At 47.2% G+C, this 21,368-nt stretch carries 16 protein-coding genes and 1 pseudogene; 11 read left to right on the top strand and 6 right to left on the bottom strand.

Translation table 11 applies throughout. The annotated features are described in order from the left end of the window. Positions 1 to 44 precede the first annotated feature (44 nt). Positions 45 to 1,691 carry a diphosphate--fructose-6-phosphate 1-phosphotransferase gene (locus M1B78_RS03755; protein ID WP_136009291.1) on the bottom strand — a complete coding sequence of 549 codons (1,647 nt, stop codon included), beginning with the start codon at positions 1,689 to 1,691 and terminating at the stop codon, positions 45 to 47. A gap of 308 nt (positions 1,692 to 1,999) precedes the next feature. Between M1B78_RS03755 and M1B78_RS03750 the strand changes: the two genes are divergently transcribed. Next, positions 2,000 to 2,305, top strand: a complete 306-nt coding sequence (locus M1B78_RS03750; protein WP_257930787.1) for an RNA recognition motif domain-containing protein — start codon at positions 2,000 to 2,002, stop codon at positions 2,303 to 2,305. A gap of 86 nt (positions 2,306 to 2,391) precedes the next feature. Here M1B78_RS03750 and M1B78_RS03745 read toward each other — a convergent pair whose 3' ends face one another. Genes M1B78_RS03745 through M1B78_RS03735 form a run of 3 tightly spaced genes read right to left on the bottom strand, consistent with a single transcriptional unit; the run spans position 2,392 to position 8,182 of the window. Continuing rightward, positions 2,392 to 3,768, bottom strand: coding sequence for an efflux transporter outer membrane subunit (locus M1B78_RS03745; RefSeq protein WP_257939934.1), 1,377 nt, complete (start codon positions 3,766 to 3,768; stop codon positions 2,392 to 2,394). A gap of 21 nt (positions 3,769 to 3,789) precedes the next feature. Next, the gene (locus M1B78_RS03740; protein WP_257939933.1) at positions 3,790 to 6,900 is read right to left on the bottom strand and encodes an efflux RND transporter permease subunit; all 3,111 of its coding nucleotides are present in this window, start codon (positions 6,898 to 6,900) and stop codon (positions 3,790 to 3,792) included. 7 nt (positions 6,901 to 6,907) lie between these two features. Beyond that, positions 6,908 to 8,182, bottom strand: a complete 1,275-nt coding sequence (locus M1B78_RS03735) for an efflux RND transporter periplasmic adaptor subunit (RefSeq protein ID WP_257930784.1) — start codon at positions 8,180 to 8,182, stop codon at positions 6,908 to 6,910. A 303-nt stretch (positions 8,183 to 8,485) separates the two neighbouring features. Between M1B78_RS03735 and M1B78_RS03730 the strand changes: the two genes are divergently transcribed. Genes M1B78_RS03730 through M1B78_RS03720 form a run of 3 tightly spaced genes read left to right on the top strand, consistent with a single transcriptional unit; the run spans position 8,486 to position 10,140 of the window. Next, positions 8,486 to 8,755, top strand: coding sequence for a hypothetical protein (locus M1B78_RS03730; RefSeq protein ID WP_257939932.1), 270 nt, complete (start codon positions 8,486 to 8,488; stop codon positions 8,753 to 8,755). A gap of 1 nt (position 8,756) precedes the next feature. Next, positions 8,757 to 9,311 (top strand): 1-acyl-sn-glycerol-3-phosphate acyltransferase, encoded by a 555-nt coding sequence (locus M1B78_RS03725; protein WP_257939931.1) that lies wholly within the window; start codon positions 8,757 to 8,759, stop codon positions 9,309 to 9,311. Positions 9,312 to 9,333: 22 nt separating this feature from the next. Then, complete coding sequence (locus M1B78_RS03720; RefSeq protein WP_257939930.1) at positions 9,334 to 10,140, top strand: amidohydrolase; 807 nt, start codon at positions 9,334 to 9,336, stop codon at positions 10,138 to 10,140. On the opposite strand, the gene M1B78_RS03715 is transcribed toward M1B78_RS03720, so the two are convergent. Next, on the bottom strand, positions 10,112 to 10,813 hold the full coding sequence (locus M1B78_RS03715; RefSeq protein WP_257930782.1) for an SIMPL domain-containing protein: 702 nt from the start codon (positions 10,811 to 10,813) through the stop codon (positions 10,112 to 10,114). The two genes, M1B78_RS03720 and M1B78_RS03715, sit on opposite strands and share 29 nt — an antisense overlap. A gap of 448 nt (positions 10,814 to 11,261) precedes the next feature. Here M1B78_RS03715 and nagA point away from each other — a divergent pair, with 448 nt between their 5' ends. The 7 genes from nagA (at position 11,262) to M1B78_RS03680 (ending at position 20,800) form a co-directional block, all read left to right on the top strand. After that, on the top strand, positions 11,262 to 12,428 hold the full coding sequence (gene nagA, locus M1B78_RS03710) for an N-acetylglucosamine-6-phosphate deacetylase (protein ID WP_257930781.1): 1,167 nt from the start codon (positions 11,262 to 11,264) through the stop codon (positions 12,426 to 12,428). A 94-nt stretch (positions 12,429 to 12,522) separates the two neighbouring features. Continuing rightward, a complete protein-coding gene (locus M1B78_RS03705; RefSeq protein ID WP_136009301.1) occupies positions 12,523 to 14,514 on the top strand; it encodes a glucosamine-6-phosphate deaminase in 1,992 nt (663 codons plus the stop codon). 190 nt (positions 14,515 to 14,704) lie between these two features. Continuing rightward, complete coding sequence (locus tag M1B78_RS03700; protein ID WP_257939929.1) at positions 14,705 to 17,632, top strand: xanthan lyase; 2,928 nt, start codon at positions 14,705 to 14,707, stop codon at positions 17,630 to 17,632. Positions 17,633 to 17,749: 117 nt separating this feature from the next. Then, positions 17,750 to 18,064 carry a hypothetical protein gene (locus M1B78_RS03695; RefSeq protein ID WP_136009303.1) on the top strand — a complete coding sequence of 105 codons (315 nt, stop codon included), beginning with the start codon at positions 17,750 to 17,752 and terminating at the stop codon, positions 18,062 to 18,064. Then, a complete protein-coding gene (locus M1B78_RS03690; RefSeq protein WP_136009304.1) occupies positions 18,065 to 18,280 on the top strand; it encodes a sulfurtransferase TusA family protein in 216 nt (71 codons plus the stop codon). Beyond that, positions 18,280 to 20,118, top strand: coding sequence for a YgiQ family radical SAM protein (locus tag M1B78_RS03685; protein WP_257930778.1), 1,839 nt, complete (start codon positions 18,280 to 18,282; stop codon positions 20,116 to 20,118). The genes M1B78_RS03690 and M1B78_RS03685 overlap by 1 nt, the downstream gene beginning before the upstream one ends. A gap of 40 nt (positions 20,119 to 20,158) precedes the next feature. Next, the gene (locus M1B78_RS03680; protein ID WP_257939928.1) at positions 20,159 to 20,800 is read left to right on the top strand and encodes a hypothetical protein; all 642 of its coding nucleotides are present in this window, start codon (positions 20,159 to 20,161) and stop codon (positions 20,798 to 20,800) included. Positions 20,801 to 20,844: 44 nt separating this feature from the next. On the opposite strand, the pseudogene M1B78_RS03675 reads toward M1B78_RS03680, so the two are convergent. Further along, positions 20,845 to 21,368: pseudogene (locus tag M1B78_RS03675) on the bottom strand (HNH endonuclease); the annotation flags it as partial.

The following is a 21,368-nucleotide window of genomic DNA, read 5'->3' as shown; positions in this document are numbered from 1 at the left end:
TGAACCGCCCTTCCGTTTTATTATCAACTTGTTGATGCGTCAACTTATTTAGCCTGTTCCAGCTGCAAAGTCTTCGTAGCCTGGTCGCAAACCTCTGTCGGACCGAAGTACTGGATAGGACCCGGATAAACATAGTCTGTTTCCATAGCCCAACGGTCACGCTGAGCAGCAAATGCCTTGAACGGAGCACCATCCAGTTTCACCAGAGCCTTCTGGATAACCGGCTTCATTTCGCCATGACGGCGTTCCATGTTCATCATCATGGTGATGGGCACACCGCCTGCAATCCATTCTTCGGCAGGAGCAGTAGTGTTGCGTACAGAAGACATGTAACCGGTCTTTCCGTTAGCAATCAATGCAGATGCTGCATAACCCAAAGAGTAGCAGTAGTCAGCATCGAAGTTTGACGGAGCCGCGCAACGTCCTTCGTAACCGAAGAAGTGGTGCTGTGCAGCAAACTTACCTACGAACTTACCCTCTTCTTTCCACTGAGCCAGCTTGGTACCCACCATTTCAGACAGTAATTTTTCAGTTTCAATCAAAGACACCTGTACGTTTCCGTGCGGGTCGCGGTCCAAAGACAACTGACGTGCCACACCCTCGGGAAGGCTTGCGTAAATGGCAGCATTCTCCGGAGAGAGTTTACGGATGATATAGTCGCGTTGAGCCGATTTCTTGATTTGGGCAAATTCCTCTGCATTGGCAGCAAGGAAGTCGTTCAACTCAGCAATCAGACGCTTCATGGCCGGAATGAATTCAACCAATCCTTCGGGAATAAGAACCGTACCGAAGTTATTGCCCTGGGCTGCACGTTCAGCAACGACCTTGGCAATGCTGGTCACGATATCGTCCAAAGACATATCCTTAGCTTCAACCTCTTCAGAAATGATACACATATTAGGCTGTACCTGCAATGCACATTCCAAAGCGATGTGAGAGGCAGAACGTCCCATCAACTTGATGAAGTGCCAGTATTTACGGGCAGAGTTACAGTCACGTTGAATATTACCGATTACTTCAGAATAAGTCTTGCAAGCCGTATCGAAACCGAAAGAAGTTTCAATCATATCATTCTTCAAGTCACCGTCGATGGTCTTAGGGCAACCAATTACCTGCACGCCATAATTCTTGGCAGCATAGTATTCAGCCAGTACGCAAGCATTGGTGTTGGAGTCATCACCACCAATAATTACCAGTGCCTTGATGTTGAGTTCCTTCAGAATCTCATAACCTTTTTCAAACTGTTCTTCCTTCTCCAGCTTAGTACGACCTGATCCAATGATATCGAAACCACCAGTATTGCGGTATTCATCGACAATTTCGGCAGTCAGTTCGATGTAATTATGATCAACCAAGCCACCGGGACCCAGAATAAAGCCATACAATTTGCTGTCTTTGTTCAGCTTCTTTATACCGTCGAAGATACCGGAAATCACATTGTGACCGCCAGGAGCCTGTCCACCGGAAAGGATAACCCCCACGTTCATTGCGGGAAAGTTGGCTGCCTCATCAGTAGTCTCAAACTTAATCAAAGGCATTCCGTACGTGTTGGGGAACAATTTCTTGATTTCTTCCTGATCAGCAACAGACTGAGTAGCTGCTCCTTCTGCAGCCTTAACAGTTCCTTTCAGCGCTTTCGGAAGTTTGGGCTGATAGGCAGCCCTTGCAATTTGCAATGCACTTTTAGTCATTTCTCTTAATTATTTAAAGGTGTTAGTAAAGTTCCGTTTAAAAGCGTCGCAAATTTCGTTTTTTTTCGTAAGATATGCAAACGAGAGGCCGAAATAATGTATAAAATGACATTTATCGTCTTTTATCCTAAAATAAAAAGGAAAAGAAAGCATTTAACTGATTTATTGTGTTATCTTTGTCGCAAAGTTCGAGTTACGAGTCATTATCGCATTGTTCTTCTTTATAATACATAACTATTATCAGGCGGTCTCTTCCATAATTATTCTCCATACTCCAATTTAATAATTACAATTAATTAAAATTTCAAATGAACATTTACATTTCAGGTTTAAACTTCAGCACAACAGACGCTGACTTAAACGATTTATTTTCAGAGTACGGAGAAGTTTCTTCTGCAAGAATCATCACAGACAGAGAAACAAGAAGATCCAGAGGTTTCGGTTTTGTAGAAATGCCGGACGACGCAGCCGCCCAAAAAGCCATTGACGAGTTGAACGGTGCCGAATTTGACCGCAAACAAATTTCAGTAAACATTGCACGCCCCAGAGAAGAAAAACCTTTCAATGGCGGCAATCGCGACAGAAGAGGCGGTTACAACTCCAGAAGATATTAATATTCTTGACTATTGACAAAAGCAGGGGGTGTTGTTGCAATACCCCCTGCTTTTTTTATAACCGGATAAATAAAAACGGCTAATCGTCATTCGGTTTGCCAGCCGCCCCCCAATGCCTTATAGACATTTACCATGGCAATAAGCTCGTCACGGATAGCATTACTTACTCCAATTTGAGCATCGAAATAACCACGCTGGGCATCGAGCACATCCATATAATTGATGACACCATTGATGTATTGCAATTGTGCCAAATCCACGTACCCTTTAGCAGAGCGTTCAAGTTTGGCACGCAGCTGGTAGACTTCCTTTATTTTATTGAAATCCACAATAGCATTCTTTGCCTCCTTAAAAGCATTCAGTACGGTCTTTTCATAGCTATGTATCTCGGCTTCAAAAGAAGCTTTCTGGGCTTTCAGGGCGGCACGATTCTTTCCCCAACCGAAAAGCGGAGCCAATATCGCACCATTCAATAAGGAATAAGGAGATTCCAAAAAATTAGACAGCACATCACTTTCCAATCCAAACTGTCCAGTCAACGCCAGACGGGGAAACATATTGGTATAAGCAATTTTCACTCTGGCATGCTCAGCCTTCAACTGCTGCTCTGCTGCACGAATATCAGGACGGCGCTCCAACAAATCGGAAGGCAAACCTACCGGTAAAGACTCCGGCACATCCAGTTCCTGTAGAAAATTTACACGCTTAATGCGGGTAGGAAATTCACCTACAAGAAAAGCGATATCATTTTCTTTCAGAGAGATACGGCGTTCTAAATCGGGCACAAGCGTAGCCGTACGGGCCAACTCCACTTGTGCCTGCTGATAAGAGGTCTCGGAGGTCAGTCCACCTTCAAAACGGATACGGGCCAAGCGAACTCCCTCTTCACGCGCCTTTTGCGTCTGGCGTACAATCTCCAGTTCGGTATCAAGGGCTACCAGCTCATAATAAGCCTGTGCAACTTCGGCAACGATAGTCATGCGCAACGCACGCTGTGCCTCCACACTTTGCAGGTATTCGGCCACGGCGGCCACTTTCTTCCATCTCAAGTTTCCCCAAAGATCCAGTTCCCAGGAAAGCAATGCCTTGGCTTCATAGGTATTGCCTACATCACGGCTATGACCGCCATAATTATCCACTTCACGCTCGGCCTCCACTTTTCCGGTGAGCTGCGGCAGAAGATTGGCAACACTGATACGCTTTTGGGCAGCCATCTCCTTGACGCGGAAAGCCGCAATCTGCATGTCCTTATTATACTCCAATGCACGGTCTATCAAGCTGCGCAGAGTACTGTCCGTATAAACAGCTTGCCATTGCTGGTCGGCAATGCTGATACTGTCCTGCTGTTGCACAAGGCTGTCCGGCAAGGACATTTCAGGACGGACATAACTTTTTCCAACCTTACAGGAAGTGAATATGGAAATACTCAGCAGCAAAAGGATATATATTTTATTTTTTTTCATAACAGTCTTTGTTTAAGTGAATCAGTCTTTCTTGATTTTATGTTGCACTTTTGCCTTTGCTTTATAAACCAGCACAAAGAAGAACGGTACAAGCACAATACCGAATACAATGGCAAATATCATTCCGAAGAAAACACCTGTACCGATAGCCTGACGGCTTGCTGAGCCCGGTCCGCTTGCCAATACCATAGGAAGCATACCCAATACAAAAGCAAGGGAAGTCATCAGAATAGGCCGGAAACGAAGTTGGGCAGCATGGATGGCCGACAAAATTAAGTCTTCCCCCTTGTCAACCTGTACCTTGGCAAACTCCACAATCAAAATGGCATTTTTTGCCGCAAGTCCCACCAGCATCACCAAGCCAATCTGGAAGTAAATATCATTTTCCAACCCGCATATCACAACACCCAGATAGGCACCCAAAGCTGCAACCGGCAGTGAAAGCAACACAGCGATAGGCACCGTCCAGCTTTCGTATTGCGCAGCCAGGAAGAGGAATACAAAAAGGAATACCAACGTAAGTACAAGACCCGTCTGCCCTCCCGCCTTCTTTTCCTGATAGGAAAGACCGCTCCATTCCAAACCGATATTGTCCGGCAAGTGGTCACGTGCAATCTGCTCCATAATCTCCATTGCCTGGCCGGAACTGTAGCCTTGTGCCGCAGAACCGCGGATGACAGCAGTGGTAAACATATTGAAACGCTTGATGCTGCCCGGACCGGTGGTATAAGAGGCATTTCCCAAGGAAGTAAGCGGCACCATCACTCCATCCTTTGCCTTTACAAAGAACAAGTTGATATTGTCCTTATGCTCACGATAAGGAGCCTCGGCCTGGATATACACCTTGTATATACGGTTGAACATATTGAAGTCATTCACATATACTGAACCGGTATAGGCCTTCATGGTAGAGAATACATCCGCCAGGGGCACACCCAACATTTTCACCTTATCACGGTCCACATCAAAATAAAGTTGCGGTATTTCAGACTGCAAGGATGATGAAAGCCCCGCCAGCTCCTTATGCTTCTGGGCATAATACATCAGCGTATCTGCCGCCTGCACCAAGTTGTCAAACGTCGCCTCTCCACGCGCCTCAAGCTGCATTTCGAAACCTCCCGAGGTACCCAATCCCGGAATGACCGGAGGCGTGGAAAGATAAACCTTACATTCGGGATATTCCTTCAAATCCTTCTCCACATTCTCCATTATCTTATCGATGGAAATCCCCTTACGCTCTTCCCACGGTTTCAGAATAACCGTCAGCTCACTGCGTGCCTGGTTGCTACCCACACGGGGGCTGCTACCCGTCACGTTCTGCACATAGGCCACATAGGGATTCTTCTCCAAGTATTGCACGGCACGGTCGGTCACCACACGGGTTCGCTCCAAAGTAGCACCTTCCGGCAATTCCAACTCAATCTTAAAATAGCCTTGGTCTTCTGTCGGCAGGAAGCTGGTAGGCACCAGCCGGTGGATAATGAAAATGGCAACCAGTACCAAACCAAACGCACTCATCAATCGGCGAGGATTCCTGATGACCCGGTTGATGACAGCCACATATTTGTGGTTGCCCAGATTCAACCATTCATTAATCTTACGGAAAACGATGTTCTTTTTCTTTCCACTGTCGGACTTCAATATGAGCGAACACATAACAGGACTGAGCGTCAAAGCCACTACTGTAGAAAGCAATACGGAAACAGCAATAGTAATGGTAAACTGACGGTATAGCTGTCCGGTGATTCCGCTCAAGAAACTTACCGGCACAAATACGGCACAAAGCACCAACGATGTGGCAATCAAGGCACTTGCCAATCCGTTCATCGCCTTTTTGGTAGCTTCATACGGGCTCAATTTCTCCGTCTCCATAAGATGTTCTACATTCTCCACCACCACAATGGCATCATCCACCACAATACCGATGGCGAGAATCAATCCAAGCAAAGTCAGTATGTTCAGAGAGAAACCGAAAATAAGCATGAAACCGAAGGTACCAATCAGTGAAATAGGTACCGCAACAATCGGTATCACCGTCGCACGCCAACTTTGCAAAGAAAGGAATACGACCAGTACAACCAGAATCAACGCTTCGAACAACGTCTTGTATACTTCATGAATGGATTCGGAAATATAAGTAGTCATGTCGAAGGGAATCTCATAACTCATTCCCTCAGGGAAATTCGCACTGATTTCCTCCATAGCGGCCTTTACATTCTTTGCAACTTCCATGGCATTGGCTCCGGGAAGCATATAGATGCCGAGCACAGCAGCATTCTCACCGTTGATTCCGCTCTCGGTACTATACGAAGAGGCTTCCAGCGAAACACGTGCCACATCGCGCAAGCGGATGATGGAACCATTGGCATTGGCACGGACTACGATGTCCTCAAACTGCTTTACCGAACTTAAACGTCCCTGGGTAGTGATAGGAATAGTAATGTCAAGTCCCTTCACCGGTTGTTGTCCCAAAACACCTGCAGCAGACTCACGATTCTGATCTTTCAGGGCATTCTGCAAGTCTTGCACCGTCAGGCCGAAGTTGGCAAGTTTATCAGGCAACGCCCATATCTGCATGGCATAGTAACGGCTGCCGATGTTGGAAACACGTCCCACCCCGGGGATACGGCGCAACAAGTCGAGCACATTGATAGTGGCAAAGTTACTCAGATAAATTTCGTCGAACTTCGGGTCACTGGAAGTCAGACAGATGGTCATCAACTGGCTGGGAGCCTGTTTTTCCACAGAAATACCATTCTGAATCACTTCGGCCGGTAAACGACTCTCTGCCAGTTTCACACGGTTCTGTATTTCTACGGCAGCCAAATCCGGGTCGGCGGATACGTCGAAAGTGACCGTAGCCGAAAAACCTCCGGAATTAGAACTGTTGGACTCCATATACAGCATACCGGGAGTACCGTTTATCTCCTGCTCAATAGGAGTTGCCACCGCCTGCGAAACAGTCAATGCACTGGCTCCCGGATAGGAAGCACTGATTTTCACTACGGGAGGTGTTATCTGCGGATATTGGTCTACCGGCAGCATGGTCAGGCCAATGATACCGACAATTACAATCACAATCGATATCACCGCCGAGAATACCGGACGGTCTATAAAAAAACTTACTTTCATAACATCATTACTTTGAAGGGTTGTTGTCCTTTGATTTATTCTCAGCCGGGGTAGTCTGCTTCGTTTCAGAAACGACCTGCTTGTTCAGAGAATCATTCGTCTGCCCGCCCTCTTTTTTAGGAACGGCAGCCTGGGCACGTACTTTCATACCCGGAGTCAGCTTGTGAAAACCTTCTGTCACAATTTGTTCTCCGGCAGCCAAACCACGCTCAACTACCCAATTGTTACCAAATTCAGGTCCCAGCTCAATAAAACGCTTTTCAACCGTAGAGTCCCGGCGCATTACAAAAACATATGCACCACCTTTCTCAATGGTAACTGCCTTTTGAGGAACAGCGACAGCACCCTCACGTACATCCAGCAACAGCTTCACTTTTGTAAATTGCCCCGGCAACAACACTCTGTCAGGATTCGGCATTTCTGCACGTACGGAGAATGTTCCAGTCTGAGGGTCTACCTGAGGTTCGGCAAAATCCACATAGCCTTTATAAGGATAGACAGTATTATTCGCCAAAGTAATTGTAATGTTCGGCTGCCAGGAACGTGTAGAATCCTGACGCCCTATCTCGATATTCCGTTCCTTGCTTTTCAGGTAATCCAATGCTGTCATGCTGAAGTCTACCAGCACCGTATCACTTTTCACAATCGTAGCCAGCAAAGATTTACCTCCCGGTCCGACCAATGTTCCCAAGTCCACATTTCTTTCACTGATATGTCCCGATAACGGAGAACGGACCAACGTATACCCCAATTCCAATTCGGCCTGGTCTAAATCGGCCTGGCTCATCGCCACCGAAGCTTCTGCCGTCTCGTAGGCAGCCTGGGCATTATCCAAGTCCAACTGGCTGGCAGCATTCTGCGCATGAAGAGGGCGGATACGCTCCAAATCTCGTTTTGCCTTCAATGCCTGCGCCTCATCTTTCTTTAACTGTGCACGGGCTTTGTCGGCCTTTGCCCTATACTGGTCTTGGTTTATAACAAAAAGCACCTGGTTCTTGGTTACATACGTTCCTTCTGCAAAAAGCATATTCTCCAAATACCCTTCCACACGCGCACGTACCTCTACAAACTGCTGGGCACGAATACGCCCCACGTACTCGCCATATATCTCCACATCTCCTTTTTCTGCTGATTCCACAATCACGGTAGGAGCTTCAGGTTCAAGCTTCTTAGGCCAAGTCAGAATAAAGTAACCTGCCAACAATACCGCCATGCAGACAACCATCATCAACAACCTCTTCTTCTTTAATTTCAATTCTTTTTTCGTAAAAAACTGTCTCATGTTTGTTTGTCTATTAAATTTAACCCTGTTTCTTTCTATTAAGACAAATCCGATGCCAATCTATCACCATCTTATCCAACACATATAACAATCTATATATCAGATATAAAAGAAAAAATCATTTTTTTATTCATGGTGGCATCTTCTGTTTTTTCTTGTGGAATGTGTCCACAGTTTGTGGAATAATTCCACAAAATTACTAAATTAAAAACACATAAAAACCCTTTTTTGCTCTACACTAACAAAGAAAAACATTATCTTTACCGAAAATAATTCAAATTATTCATTTTAAACGTAAAAATTATGGCAAGTAGAAAAGAACTAAAGAAGAATATAAACTATATTGCGGGTGAATTGTTCACAGAGTGTCTTGTAAACAGCTTATATATACCTGGAATAGAGAAACAAAAAGCCGATAATCTGATGGCTGAAATTCTAAAAATGCAAGATGAATTCATAAGCCGCATCAGCCACACCGAGCCGGGAAATGTAAAAGATTTCTACAAAAAACTTCGTGCTGATTTCAATGCGAAGGTAGACGAAATCATTGACGCAATGGGCAAGTTGAAATAAGATGAAGAAAGCCTTTTATAGCTTCATTTATTATCGCCTGCTGGGCTGGAAGACAAACGTGACGGTGCCCAACTACGACAAATGTGTAATTTGTGCGGCACCCCATACTTCCAATTGGGACTTATTTATCGGTAAATTGTTTTATGGCGCCATCGGCCGCAAGACCAGCTTCATGATGAAAAAGGAATGGTTCTTTTTTCCTCTGGGATTGATATTCAAAGCCGTTGGTGGCATCCCGGTGAACCGGGGACGTAAATCTTCCTTAGTAGACCAAATGACCGAAAAGTTTGTAAGCAGCAAGCATTTCCACCTGGCCATTACACCGGAAGGAACCCGTAAAGCCAATCCCAACTGGAAGAAAGGTTTTTATTACATAGCGCTTAAAGCACAAGTACCCATCATGCTTATCGGGATTGACTATCCTTCCAAGACCATCTCCTCTACCAAAGCTGTCATGCCTACCGGAGACATAGAAAAGGATATGCGCGAGATAAAACTGTATTTCAAGAACCTTAAAGGGAAAAATCCCGAAAATTTTGATTTAGGAGATATCTAATCAGGTATTAAGCATTCATGCCATGCGAATAAGCATTCTGCAAACAGACATCGTCTGGGAAAATAAACAAGAAAATCTCCGTCGTCTCCACGAGAAGTTAGAAACTCTTCGTGGAACAACGGAGATTGTTGTTTTACCGGAAACATTCTCCACCGGCTTCAGTATGAACACCGCCAGCTTGGCCGAACCCACAACAGGAGAAACTATCACAACGCTGCGCCGATGGTCCGAAAAGTACCGACTCGCTCTTGCAGGCAGCTTTATTGCCAACGAGACAGCTCCAGAAGGAGGAAAGCCATCCTACTACAACCGTGCATTCTTCCTTACGCCCGAAGGCGATGCCTACTATTACGACAAACGGCACCTCTTCCGGATGGGGCACGAAACAGAGCATTTCACTTCCGGCTACCAACGTCCCATTATCCGGTATCGCAGCTGGAACATACTGTTGCTTGTATGTTATGATCTTCGCTTCCCGGTTTGGAGTCGCAACAGGAACAATGAATACGACCTTTTGATTTGTGTCGCCAACTGGCCCGTTCCCCGCCGGAAGGTTTGGGACATCCTGCTGCAAGCACGTGCTTTGGAAAACATCAGTTATGTCTGCGGTGTCAACCGCATCGGCAGAGATGGCAGAGACACTCCACACTGTGGAGGCAGTGCGGTCTACTCTCCAAAAGGAGAAGTGCTTGCCACTGTGCCCGACGACAAAGAAGCGACTGCCACTGCCTCCCTCAGCCTTTCCTCCCTGCAGGAGTTCAGGCAAAAGTTCCCCGCTTGGAAAGATGCGGACGGTTTCGTTATTTCTTCAGATAATAGTTCACGGTAGTCACTACGCGCACACTCTTTATATAAGGAGTATAAGCATCGCGGTCGCTGATGGAGAACTGCCCTTGCGAAGCATTACGGATTTTGCCCAACTCGCTGTCCGAATCCTTGGCAAACTTCTCGGCTGCGGCACGGGCATTCTTGGTAGCCTCTTCTATCATCTTTGGCTTCACTTCATTAAGACCGGTAAATTCATAAGACACGTTATATTTGTAGTCTCCTCCTGTGATGGCAATGCCCTGCTTCAAGAGCTCGGCTTGCCCGGACATGAGTCTACGCACCCTATCCACATTCTTGGAAGTGACAGTGATGACAGACGTGGCATTATAACGATAGGCCACATTGCGGTCACCGTAACGTTCAGCCTGCATGTCAATCACCTCGGGGGGTGCAATGCTGATTTCTTCCTTCTCTATGCCGTTGCTTTCAAGATAACTCACGATGGCTGCGTTCTTCTTCTCCATATTGGCATAAAGCAGAGCAGGGTCATTGCCTATGTCTTTGTAGACAAGAGGCCAGACCACCTTGTCGGCAGGCACTTCCATTTCGGCCAGTCCTTTTACACTGACCACACGATCCTTATTCACAAAATTGTCAATACCGCCTTTTACCTTGATTCCCAACAAAAGCAGCCCCACGGCTATGATGGCTGCTTCTACTTTCCAGCTTTTCATACGTTGATATTTTAGAGTTTATAAACAAATACAAATATAACAAACCCAAACGGAAAAAGTGCAATGAACGGTTTATTTTTGCATGATTATCCTCATTTATACCCCTAGCAACCTATTTATAGGAGCTATGCCTTTTCCTCCACAAAGTCCACCTATCCATCTCCTTCCTATAGCGAACCATCATTAAAAGCCTTTTAATAGCATATCAGTCGTAAGTTTACCCCGGTATCCCCCTATAAGCATTCCGCTTCTATTTCTATATAATAAGAACACATTTTAAGGAAAGAGACATCCTGCAAAATGCACCAAATCTGCTTTTTTTAGAGTATTTAATGAAAATACCCTAAAAGAAGGAGTACATATTCTCCAAAAAGTGCCTATTTTTGTCCTCTGAAACAATGTCAGAACAACGACATGATTAATTTAATAACTCTAACCCCTAAATCCTATGTTGACTCAACTTATCAACGCCCGCATCCTTACCCCGCAAGGATGGCTTAAAGACGGCTCTGTACTCATCAGAGACGGAAAAATATTGGAAGTGACCAACTGCGACCTTGCAGTAATCGGTGCACAATTGATAGACGTAAAAGGTATGTATGTACTCCCCGGCGGTGTGGAAATCCATGCCCATGGCGGTGGAGGCCGTGACTTTATGGAATGTACTGAAGATGCCTTTCGTGTAGCCGTCAAAACCCATATGAAATATGGAACAACCAGCATTTTCCCCACCCTCTCCTCCTCCACCGTTCCCATGATTGAGCAGGCAGCCGAAACCTGCACCAAACTCATGGAAGAAAAAAACAGCCCTATCCTTGGCCTGCATCTGGAAGGGCATTACCTGAACATGGCGATGGCAGGCGGACAAATCCCTGAGAACATCAAGAGTCCCGACCCCAACGAATACATCCCTATCGTGGAAACCTGGTCCTGTATCAAGCGCTGGGACGCTGCCCCCGAACTTCCGGGAGCCATGCAGTTTGGAAAATACATCACCGCCAAAGGCATTTTGGCATCGGTAGCCCATACGCAAGCGGAGTTTGAAGACATCCGTACAGCCTACGAAGCAGGCTATACCCATGCCACCCACTTCTACAATGCAATGCCCGGTTTCCACAAACGCCGTGAGTACAAATACGAAGGCACAGTAGAAAGCATCTATCTGCTGGACGACATGACGGTGGAAGTGGTGGCCGACGGCATCCATGTTCCTCCCACCATCCTGCGACTGGTCTACAAGATAAAAGGCGTAGAACGCACCTGCCTCATAACCGACGCCTTGGCATGCGCCGCAAGCGACAGCCAGGAGGCCTTTGACCCGCGCGTCATCATCGAAGACGGAGTCTGCAAGCTTGCAGACCATTCCGCCCTTGCCGGCAGCGTAGCCACCATGGACCGGCTGATACGCACCGTAGTACAAAAAGCTGAAATTCCGTTGGCAGACGCCGTACGCATGGCTTCTGAAACCCCGGCAAAGATTATGGGCGTATACGACCGCAAAGGCTCCCTCCAAAAAGGCAAGGATGCCGACATCATTGTCATGGACGAAAACTTGAACGTAAGAGCCGTATGGGCCATGGGCAAACTTGTACCGGAGACCTATACAATCTCTTAATTAATCTTCAACGACATGCGAATGAACATTGTTTTTCGTATATTTGTTTTTCAAAGAACAGTGCAATACTTAATCATTTATTAATATTCTATTTATGAAAACCAATCTAAGCTCTCAAATCACTCTCAACAGAGTATCCCCCAGATACTACAGGCCTGAGAATGCATTTGAACGGTCGGTATTGACCCGACTGGAAAAAATACCGACAGACATTTACGAGTCTGCCGAAGAAGGCGCCAACCAGATTGCCCTTGACATTGCACAGTTAATCCGTGACAAGCAAAAAGCGGGACGTTTCTGTGTGTTGGCACTGGCAGGAGGAAACTCTCCACGCAACGTATATGCAGCCCTCATCCGCATGCATAAAGAAGAAGGCTTGAGTTTCCGCAATGTAGTCGTATTCAACCTTTACGAATATTACCCACTGGCACCGGATGCCATTAACAGCAACCTCAATGCCTTGAAGGAAATGCTGCTCGATCATGTGGATATTGACAGGCAGAACATCTTCAGCCCGGACAGTACGATTGCCAAAGACACCATTTTTGAATATTGCCGTCTGTACGAACAGCGCATCGAAAGCTTCGGCGGAGTAGACGCCGCTATCATAGGCATAGGCCGCGTAGGCAATATCGGCTTCAACGAACCGGGTTCACGCATGAACTCTACCACCCGTCTGATTCTGCTAGATAATGATTCACGTAACGAAGCTTCCAAGATGTTCGGCAGCATCGAAAGTACTCCTATCAGTTCCATCACAATGGGTGTTTCCACTATCCTTGCCGCAAAGAAAGTATACCTGATGGCATGGGGTGAAGAAAAAGCCAAGATGGTAAAAGAGTGTGTGGAAGGTGCAGTTACCGACACCATTCCAGCTTCTTACCTGCAGACTCACAACAATGCGCACATCGTCATCGACTTGTCTGCCGCCGCCAACTTGACGCGTATCCAACGCCCCTGGCTGGTAACTTCCTGCGAATGGAACGACAAGCTCATCCGCAGCGCCATCGTCTGGTTGTGCCAGCTCACCGGAAAACCCATTCTGAAGCTAACCAACAAGGACTACAACGAAAACGGTCTGAGTGAACTGCTAGCATTGTTCGGTTCAGCCTATAACGTGAACATCAAGATATTCAATGACCTGCAACATACCATCACCGGATGGCCGGGCGGCAAGCCGAACGCAGACGACACCTATCGTCCCGAACGTGCGAAACCTTATCCCAAACGTGTGGTCGTGTTCTCTCCGCATCCCGATGATGACGTTATCTCCATGGGAGGTACCATCCGTCGTCTAGTAGAGCAGAAACATGACGTGCATGTGGCTTACGAAACTTCCGGCAACATTGCCGTAGGCGATGAAGAAGTGATCCGTTTCCTACACTTCATCAACGGGTTCAACCAAATCTTCAACAACAGCGAGGACCAGGTTATCAACGACAAATACGCCGAAATCCGCAAGTATCTGAAGGAGAAGAAAGACGGTGACATGGACACGCGCGACATCCTGACCATCAAGGGACTGATTCGTCGTGGCGAAGCACGTACTGCATGTACATATAATAACATACCTTTGGATCACTGCCACTTCCTTGACCTGCCGTTCTACGAAACGGGCAAGATACAGAAAAATCCTATCAGCGAAGCAGACGTGGAAATCGTACGCAACCTGTTGCGCGAAGTGAAGCCCCATCAGATTTTCGTTGCCGGCGACCTGGCCGACCCGCACGGAACACACCGTGTTTGTACGGATGCCGTATTTGCCGCCATCGACCTGGAAAAAGAAGAAGATGCCAAATGGTTGAAGGAATGCCGCATCTGGATGTATCGCGGTGCATGGGCAGAATGGGAAATCGAAAACATCGAAATGGCCGTTCCCATCAGCCCGGAAGAATTGCGTGCCAAACGCAACTCTATCCTGAAGCATCAGTCGCAGATGGAAAGCGCACCGTTCTTGGGCAATGACGAACGTCTGTTCTGGCAACGCAGCGAAGACCGTAACCGCGGAACAGCTGCCTTGTATGACAGTCTCGGACTTGCTTCCTATGAAGCAATGGAGGCCTTTGTGGAATACATTCCACTATAACCTGCTGAAACAAGAAAATTCGGAAACGAGATAAATACATTCAGGAAAGAGGTGCATCGCTCTGATTATGCACCTCTTTTTTAATCCCCTAAAAGTTTGTTCTAATATTTTTCTGCGGAGCGTAGCGGGTATGTGACGAATAAAAACCTGGCAAGCGAAATTCAAACAAGCTCTAAAATGAACTGCAAATATGAAAAAACCTGTTCTTTTCTTTCTTTTGTTGCTACACGGGACGTGGCTGTCTGCCCAAGACATTCAATCGAACGTGGCAGAATGCCTGCAAACCTTCTTCAATGAATATTCCTCCCCGATAAACATAGGCACTTGCCGTCCGGACAGCTTCCAAATCGACTTCCGGAAAAAGAAATTGTTCATCTACGCAAACGAGCGCTTTGCCTACCAGCCTCTACGACCAGAAACCGTCGATGCCATTTACCGATATCTGAGACAAATCCTGCCGGGACCGGTGAACAACTTCGGCCTCACCATCTTTGCTGACGGGAAAAACATCGAAGAGCTTATCCCCAACCTCTACCGGAAAGGGAAGAAAGACAAAGCACGTCTGTTCAGCCACCTGGAATACAAAGGTACACCTTGGGTAACCCGCACTTCGCGCCCCTACGAGATTACCCGAGGACTGGAAGGAAGACACATCGCCCTTTGGCAAAGCCACGGGAAATATTACATCAATGACAAAGACAAATGGGGATGGCAACGCCCCAGGCTGTTCTGTACCACAGAAGACCAGTTCACCCAGTCGTTCATCCTGCCCTACCTTCTGCCCATGCTGGAGAATGCAGGAGCCAATGTATTCACTCCCCGCGAAAGGGACACACAAAAGCGAGAAGTCATTGTAGACAATGACGGTAGCCTGAGCGGACATGGAGGACAAGGTTCCCTCTATCTGGATGTAAAAAGCCGGAAAGCACGTTGGGAGCAGACCTCCCGACCCGGATTTGCCCAACGGAAACGAATCTATCAGGACAATGAAAACCCTTTCCTTACCGGCACGGCACGCTTTGCCAAAACAGAAAAGAAGAAAGACAAAGCTTTTGCCGAATGGGTGCCCGATATTCCGGAAACAGGAGAATATGCCGTATACGTATCTTATCAGACACTGCCGGGCAGCGTAAGCGATGCCAAATACCTTGTATTCCACAATGGAGGCGTCACGGAATTCAAGGTGAACCAGCAAATAGGAGGAGGTACATGGGTATACCTTGGCACATTCACTTTCGACAAAGGCCGGAATGACTATGGCATGGTGGTATTGAGCAACGAAAGCAAGGAAAAAGGCGTGGTCTGTGCCGATGCCGTCCGCTTTGGAGGAGGCATGGGCAACATTGCCCGCAGCGGACAAGCCAGCGGCTTGCCCAGATATCTGGAAGGTGCACGCTACTCTGCTCAATGGGCAGGTATGCCTTACTCTGTCTACGGAGGCTATGAGGGGAACAATGACATGAATGATGACATCAACGCGCGTTCCCGTACAGTGAATTATCTCGCAGGAAAATCAGTATTCAATCCGACGGAAGAAGGCTTGGGCATCCCCTTTGAAATGAGTATGGCCCTGCACAGCGATGCCGGCTTCAGCAAGGAAGACGAGATTATAGGCACTCTCGGCATTTATACCACCAACTTCAACAACGGCAGGCTGAATGCCGGTACAGACCGCCATGCCTCCCGCGACCTCTCGGACGTCTTGCTGACGCAGTTGCAGCATGACATCCGCTCCACCTTTAACGTAGACTGGACACGCCGCAGCCTATGGAACCGCAACTACAGTGAAACGCGCCTGCCCGCCGTTCCTTCCACCATCGTAGAACTGTTGTCGCACCAGAACTTCGCAGATATGCGTCTGGGGCATGACCCCAACTTCAAGTTCATCGTCGGACGCGCGCTCTATAAAGCCATCTTGCAATATATATGCAGCCAGCACGGCAAGGAGTATGCAGTCCAGCCGCTTCCCGTCAGCCACTTTGCCATCCGCTTCGGGAAAAAGGAAAATACTTTAGAGCTTTCCTGGCAAGGCAAGGAAGACCCGCTAGAGCCGACTGCCAAGCCACGCGAATATATTGTATATACACGTATCGGACGCGGAGGATTTGACAATGGCGTACGTGTCAGTTCTCCGTCCCATACCGTAAAAATAGAACCCGGCATCATCTATTCCTTCAAAGTAACCGCCGTGAACCGGGGCGGTGAAAGCTTCCCTTCGGAAATTCTTGCTGCCTATAAAGCCAAACGGGAAAAAGGACAGATACTTATCGTCAACGGATTCGACCGTATCAGCGGGCCGGCCGTCATAGACACTCCCGATGCTGCAGGTTTCGACCTGTCGCAAGATCCCGGCGTTCCTTACCTCTATGACATCTCCCTTTGCGGCGCCCAGCAGAACTTCAGCCGGGAAGAAGCGGGAAAACGTCTGGGAGAGAGTGGAGAGGAATACGAAGGCATGAAAATCATCGGAAATACTTTCGATTACCCCTTCGTACACGGCAAGGCCATACAAGCCGCCGGAAACTACAGCTTCGTCTCATGCAGCGATGAGGCTGTGGAAAAAGGTATCCTCTCTTTAGAAGACTATCCGATAGTAGACTATATCCTCGGACTGGAGAAAGAAGACAATTCCAGCAATCCGGCACGCAATACCTACTACAAAACATTCTCCTCGCCCATGCAGCGCATACTGACTTCCTATTGCCGGTCGGGAGGTCATCTCCTGGTCAGCGGTGCCTACGTAGGCAGCGATATGGACAGCTCGCAGGGCAATAAAGAATTTATTCAGAATATCTTGAAGTACCGGCATGGCAACTCTCTGAAAACAGACGGGGACAAAATCGCTGTCCGGGGACTGGGGCATACCTTCACCCTTCCCCGACTACCGAATGAGCAGGACTATCCGGTCACTTCCCCCGATTGCATCCTGCCCATGTCTCCCGCTTTTCCAGTCATGACCTATGCCGCCGACAACGCATCCGCCGCCGTGGCCTATCAAGGCAGCGATTACCGCACCTTCATCATGGGATTCCCTTTTGAAAGCATCAAGGAAGAAACGTCCAGAAATGCAATTATGGCCTCCATACTTCACTTTCTCACCACAAATCAGGTTGAGTAATACAGAGAAAAACAGCAATCCCTATAAATAATCTGTAGAAATCTGTGTAATCTGTGGTGAAAAAACTATCTTTGCTTCTATTAATCATTAAACATTAACCACTAAACATTAAACAACATGTACACCATACAAGCTAATCCCAGCGGAACCCGCAGTTTAGAAGTTTCAGAAGAAAACCTTGCCACTATCGAAAAATACGGACTCTTCCGTCATCTCATCGACAGCAATGGCATTGTGGAAGAAACCGTACTCGACAAGTTGAAACTGAACATCCGCTCTCTCATCGCCGCGCAAGAGGAAGACAGCAAAGACCTGCTCGACCTCTGCATCGACGTTATCTACCACAACAACATGAAGGCCTTCGGACTACAGCAACTCATCAAGCTCTATCTGCAATGGCTTTCCCAACAAGACACCATAGAAGAAGAATAAATGAAAACCATCGACACCTGCGGACAACAGCATTACAGCCCTCTAATTCCTGCCATAAAAACCATGTGCGAGGTCGGGAAAGGCGAGAAGCTGGAAATCATCATGGATGACGCCACTGCCTTCAATGATATGAAAGAGTATCTTGCCGAGCAACAGATAGGCTTCCGTGAGATTTATGACGGAGAACGAATGACATTACAATTTACAATGGATTAATGAAAGAATATCGCCTTACAGACTGGCTCCCCACCACCAAAAAAGAAGTAGAGCTGCATGGTTGGGACGAATTGGATGTAATACTTTTCAGCGGTGATGCCTACGTAGACCATCCGTCTTTTGGAGCTGCCGTCATAGGCCGTATCCTCGAGGCGGAAGGATTACGCGTAGCCATCGTTCCCCAGCCCAACTGGCGCGACGACTTGCGCGACTTCAAGAAGCTGGGACGTCCCCGTCTGTTTTTCGGCATCAGTCCCGGCTGTATGGATTCGATGGTCAATAAATACACTGCCAACAAACGCTTGCGCAGTGATGACGCCTATACACCGGACGCACGTCCGGATATGCGCCCCGAATATCCTTCCATTGTATATACCCACATATTGAAGAAACTATTTCCCGACGTCCCCGTCGTACTGGGCGGCATCGAGGCAAGCATGCGCCGCCTGACACACTATGACTATTGGCAAGACCGTGTACGCCCCAGTATCCTTCTCGACAGTGGTGCCGACTCACTCATCTACGGCATGGGAGAGAAACCGGTGGTGGAACTTGCAGAGAGACTGAAACGCCAACAGACACAAGTGGACGCCCAAAGCTTCAAAGAGCTCATCGCCGATATTCCTCAAATGGTTTATCTTGACAAGGAAGTAGTAGCACAAGAAGGAGATATCACCCTCTTTTCCCATGAAGAATGTCTGAAAGATAAAAAGAAAGAAGCTGCCAACTTCCGTCATATCGAGGAGGAAAGTAACAAATATACAGCATCGCGCATGCTGCAGAAGACCGGCAAACAGACAGTGGTGGTCAATCCCCCCTATCCCCCTTTAACGGAAGCCGAGCTCGACCATTCTTTTGACTTGCCTTATACACGCCTGCCCCACCCCAAATATAAGGGGAAACGCATTCCGGCATACGACATGATAAAGTTCTCCGTCAACCTGCACCGCGGATGTTTCGGAGGATGTGCGTTCTGTACCATTTCCGCACATCAGGGCAAGTTCATCGTAAGCCGCAGCAAGAAAAGCATTCTGAAAGAGGTAAAAGCCATCACAGAGCTGCCCGACTTTAAGGGTTACTTAAGTGACTTGGGAGGTCCGTCGGCCAATATGTACCGGATGAAGGGACGGGATGAGGCTATCTGCAGAAAATGTAAACGTCCGTCGTGCATCTACCCCAAAGTATGCCCCAATCTGAATACAGACCACCGTCCACTGCTTGACATCTATCATGCCGTAGATGCCCTGCCCGGCATCAAGAAGTCGTTCATCGGCAGCGGTGTACGCTATGACCTGCTACTGCACCAGAGCAAGAATCCGGACACCGACAAAAGTACGCAGGAATATACCCGCGAGCTCATCGCCCGCCATGTCAGCGGCCGTCTGAAAGTGGCTCCGGAGCATACCTCGGACCGCGTGCTCAACATCATGCGCAAACCTTCGTTCAGCCAGTTCGGTGAGTTCAAGAAGATATTCGACAGAATCAACCGTGAAGAAGGACTGCGTCAGCAGCTTATCCCTTATTTCATCAGTAGTCATCCCGGATGCAAGGAGGAGGATATGGCTGAACTTGCCGTCATCACCAAACGCCTGGATTTCCATCTGGAACAAGTACAGGACTTTACCCCTACTCCCATGACCGTTGCCACCGAAGCATGGTACACGGGCTTCCATCCTTATACGTTGGAACCGGTGTTCAGCGCCAAGACGCAACGCGAGAAGCTGGCGCAACGCCAGTTCTTCTTCTGGTACAAACCAGAGGAACGCAGGAACATCATAAACGAACTGCGCCGGATAGGACGGACGGATTTGATAGACAAGCTATACGGCAAACGATAAGATAAAAATATACAATATCTCCAAAGACCTCAGCTACAGCATGAAACGATTCCTCCTCTGTCTATCCCTACTCTCCATCGGAGTGACAGGAATGCTGGCACAAAGCGAATGCCTACCGCAAAATTACAGCATCATCCTTGGTGGCGGTGTTTCCTTGCCCCATGTAGAAGGAAACCGCAACGACTTCTTCAGCAAGAACGGCAACCGGGTGGGATATGACCTCATGACAGAAGGCCGCTACTACATCACGCCCCTATTTGCTGTGGGACTTCAATATGACTATCTGCGCATGGCCCGCCTGCCGGATAAGGCACATCTGCACTGCATACGCCCCAACATCACATACCGTCCCTTGTGGAGCAACGGGAATCAAGGACTGTTCCTCTCGTTCGGCATCGGGTATATGAACTATCAGGAACGGACATATAAACGCGGTGAACGGAACGGACACCTTTTCCATAAAGGATATTGTGGAATAACTTTCGCTGTAGGCTATGAATTCCGCATCAGCCGTAAACTCTCGGGCATGATTCGCTGTGATTTCCTAACAGCAGACTGGTTTGCCAACCCCGATGCACGACTTTACAACACGGACGGCTATGATGACGGAGTGAATCACAATTGGTTCAAAAACAACATCACATTCTTCAATCTGGGATTCGCGTTACAATTCGGAAAATAATAACAAAAATAGAAAAATTCAAAGGAATCTCTAACTCCATAAAACTATTCATTAATGACATAGATTGGGAGTTTATGCTTTTTCAAATGACAACTATGGCAAAGAGTCTCTAAATCCTTATCATCATACTCCCACGGTTCAATTATCTGTCCATTCTTTTTTCTATATACTTTATGATGGACATCCAATGAGTCTAATGAGTATAAAGGAAAAATAATGGAATATTGATTATAAGCAAGTACCCCTTGGCCAAGATATGAACCGGGATAATAATAAATATGATTCCAAGCAAAGCAACGATAAAGGAAATATCTATTACCAGTATCACTCAATTCATTAAATTGCAATGTTACGATATTATCACTTTCTAATTTATAATCTTTCCCACCATAATAAACTGGAATTTTTACAACATACAGCTGATTCACAAATTCTCCCAAAGGCTCTATTTCTTTAGTTGATATTAATACACGTTTTTCAAGAGGAGCAAAGTAAACGTCCTTTTTTCCGCATACAATTACTATGTCGACTGTAAAACAACCGATTACAAAGTTCTTAGTACGCGATA

The sequence above is a fragment of the Bacteroides muris (ex Fokt et al. 2023) genome (assembly GCF_024704895.1).
GTDB classification, from domain to species: domain Bacteria; phylum Bacteroidota; class Bacteroidia; order Bacteroidales; family Bacteroidaceae; genus Bacteroides; species Bacteroides muris.
Note: the sequence above shows the minus strand (reverse complement) of the source record. Positions and strands in the feature narration are given on the sequence as shown.

What these genes read in the sequence shown, in the direction of transcription:
- M1B78_RS03755 (WP_136009291.1), bottom strand. Translation starts at nt 1,691, where the DNA reads ATGACTAAAAGTGCATTGCAAATTGCAAGGGCTGCCTATCAGCCCAAA.
- M1B78_RS03750 (WP_257930787.1), top strand. Translation starts at nt 2,000, where the DNA reads ATGAACATTTACATTTCAGGTTTAAACTTCAGCACAACAGACGCTGAC.
- M1B78_RS03745 (WP_257939934.1), bottom strand. Translation starts at nt 3,768, where the DNA reads ATGAAAAAAAATAAAATATATATCCTTTTGCTGCTGAGTATTTCCATA.
- M1B78_RS03740 (WP_257939933.1), bottom strand. Translation starts at nt 6,900, where the DNA reads ATGAAAGTAAGTTTTTTTATAGACCGTCCGGTATTCTCGGCGGTGATA.
- M1B78_RS03735 (WP_257930784.1), bottom strand. Translation starts at nt 8,182, where the DNA reads ATGAGACAGTTTTTTACGAAAAAAGAATTGAAATTAAAGAAGAAGAGG.
- M1B78_RS03730 (WP_257939932.1), top strand. Translation starts at nt 8,486, where the DNA reads ATGGCAAGTAGAAAAGAACTAAAGAAGAATATAAACTATATTGCGGGT.
- M1B78_RS03725 (WP_257939931.1), top strand. Translation starts at nt 8,757, where the DNA reads ATGAAGAAAGCCTTTTATAGCTTCATTTATTATCGCCTGCTGGGCTGG.
- M1B78_RS03720 (WP_257939930.1), top strand. Translation starts at nt 9,334, where the DNA reads ATGCGAATAAGCATTCTGCAAACAGACATCGTCTGGGAAAATAAACAA.
- M1B78_RS03715 (WP_257930782.1), bottom strand. Translation starts at nt 10,813, where the DNA reads ATGAAAAGCTGGAAAGTAGAAGCAGCCATCATAGCCGTGGGGCTGCTT.
- nagA (WP_257930781.1), top strand. Translation starts at nt 11,262, where the DNA reads ATGTTGACTCAACTTATCAACGCCCGCATCCTTACCCCGCAAGGATGG.
- M1B78_RS03705 (WP_136009301.1), top strand. Translation starts at nt 12,523, where the DNA reads ATGAAAACCAATCTAAGCTCTCAAATCACTCTCAACAGAGTATCCCCC.
- M1B78_RS03700 (WP_257939929.1), top strand. Translation starts at nt 14,705, where the DNA reads ATGAAAAAACCTGTTCTTTTCTTTCTTTTGTTGCTACACGGGACGTGG.
- M1B78_RS03695 (WP_136009303.1), top strand. Translation starts at nt 17,750, where the DNA reads ATGTACACCATACAAGCTAATCCCAGCGGAACCCGCAGTTTAGAAGTT.
- M1B78_RS03690 (WP_136009304.1), top strand. Translation starts at nt 18,065, where the DNA reads ATGAAAACCATCGACACCTGCGGACAACAGCATTACAGCCCTCTAATT.
- M1B78_RS03685 (WP_257930778.1), top strand. Translation starts at nt 18,280, where the DNA reads ATGAAAGAATATCGCCTTACAGACTGGCTCCCCACCACCAAAAAAGAA.
- M1B78_RS03680 (WP_257939928.1), top strand. Translation starts at nt 20,159, where the DNA reads ATGAAACGATTCCTCCTCTGTCTATCCCTACTCTCCATCGGAGTGACA.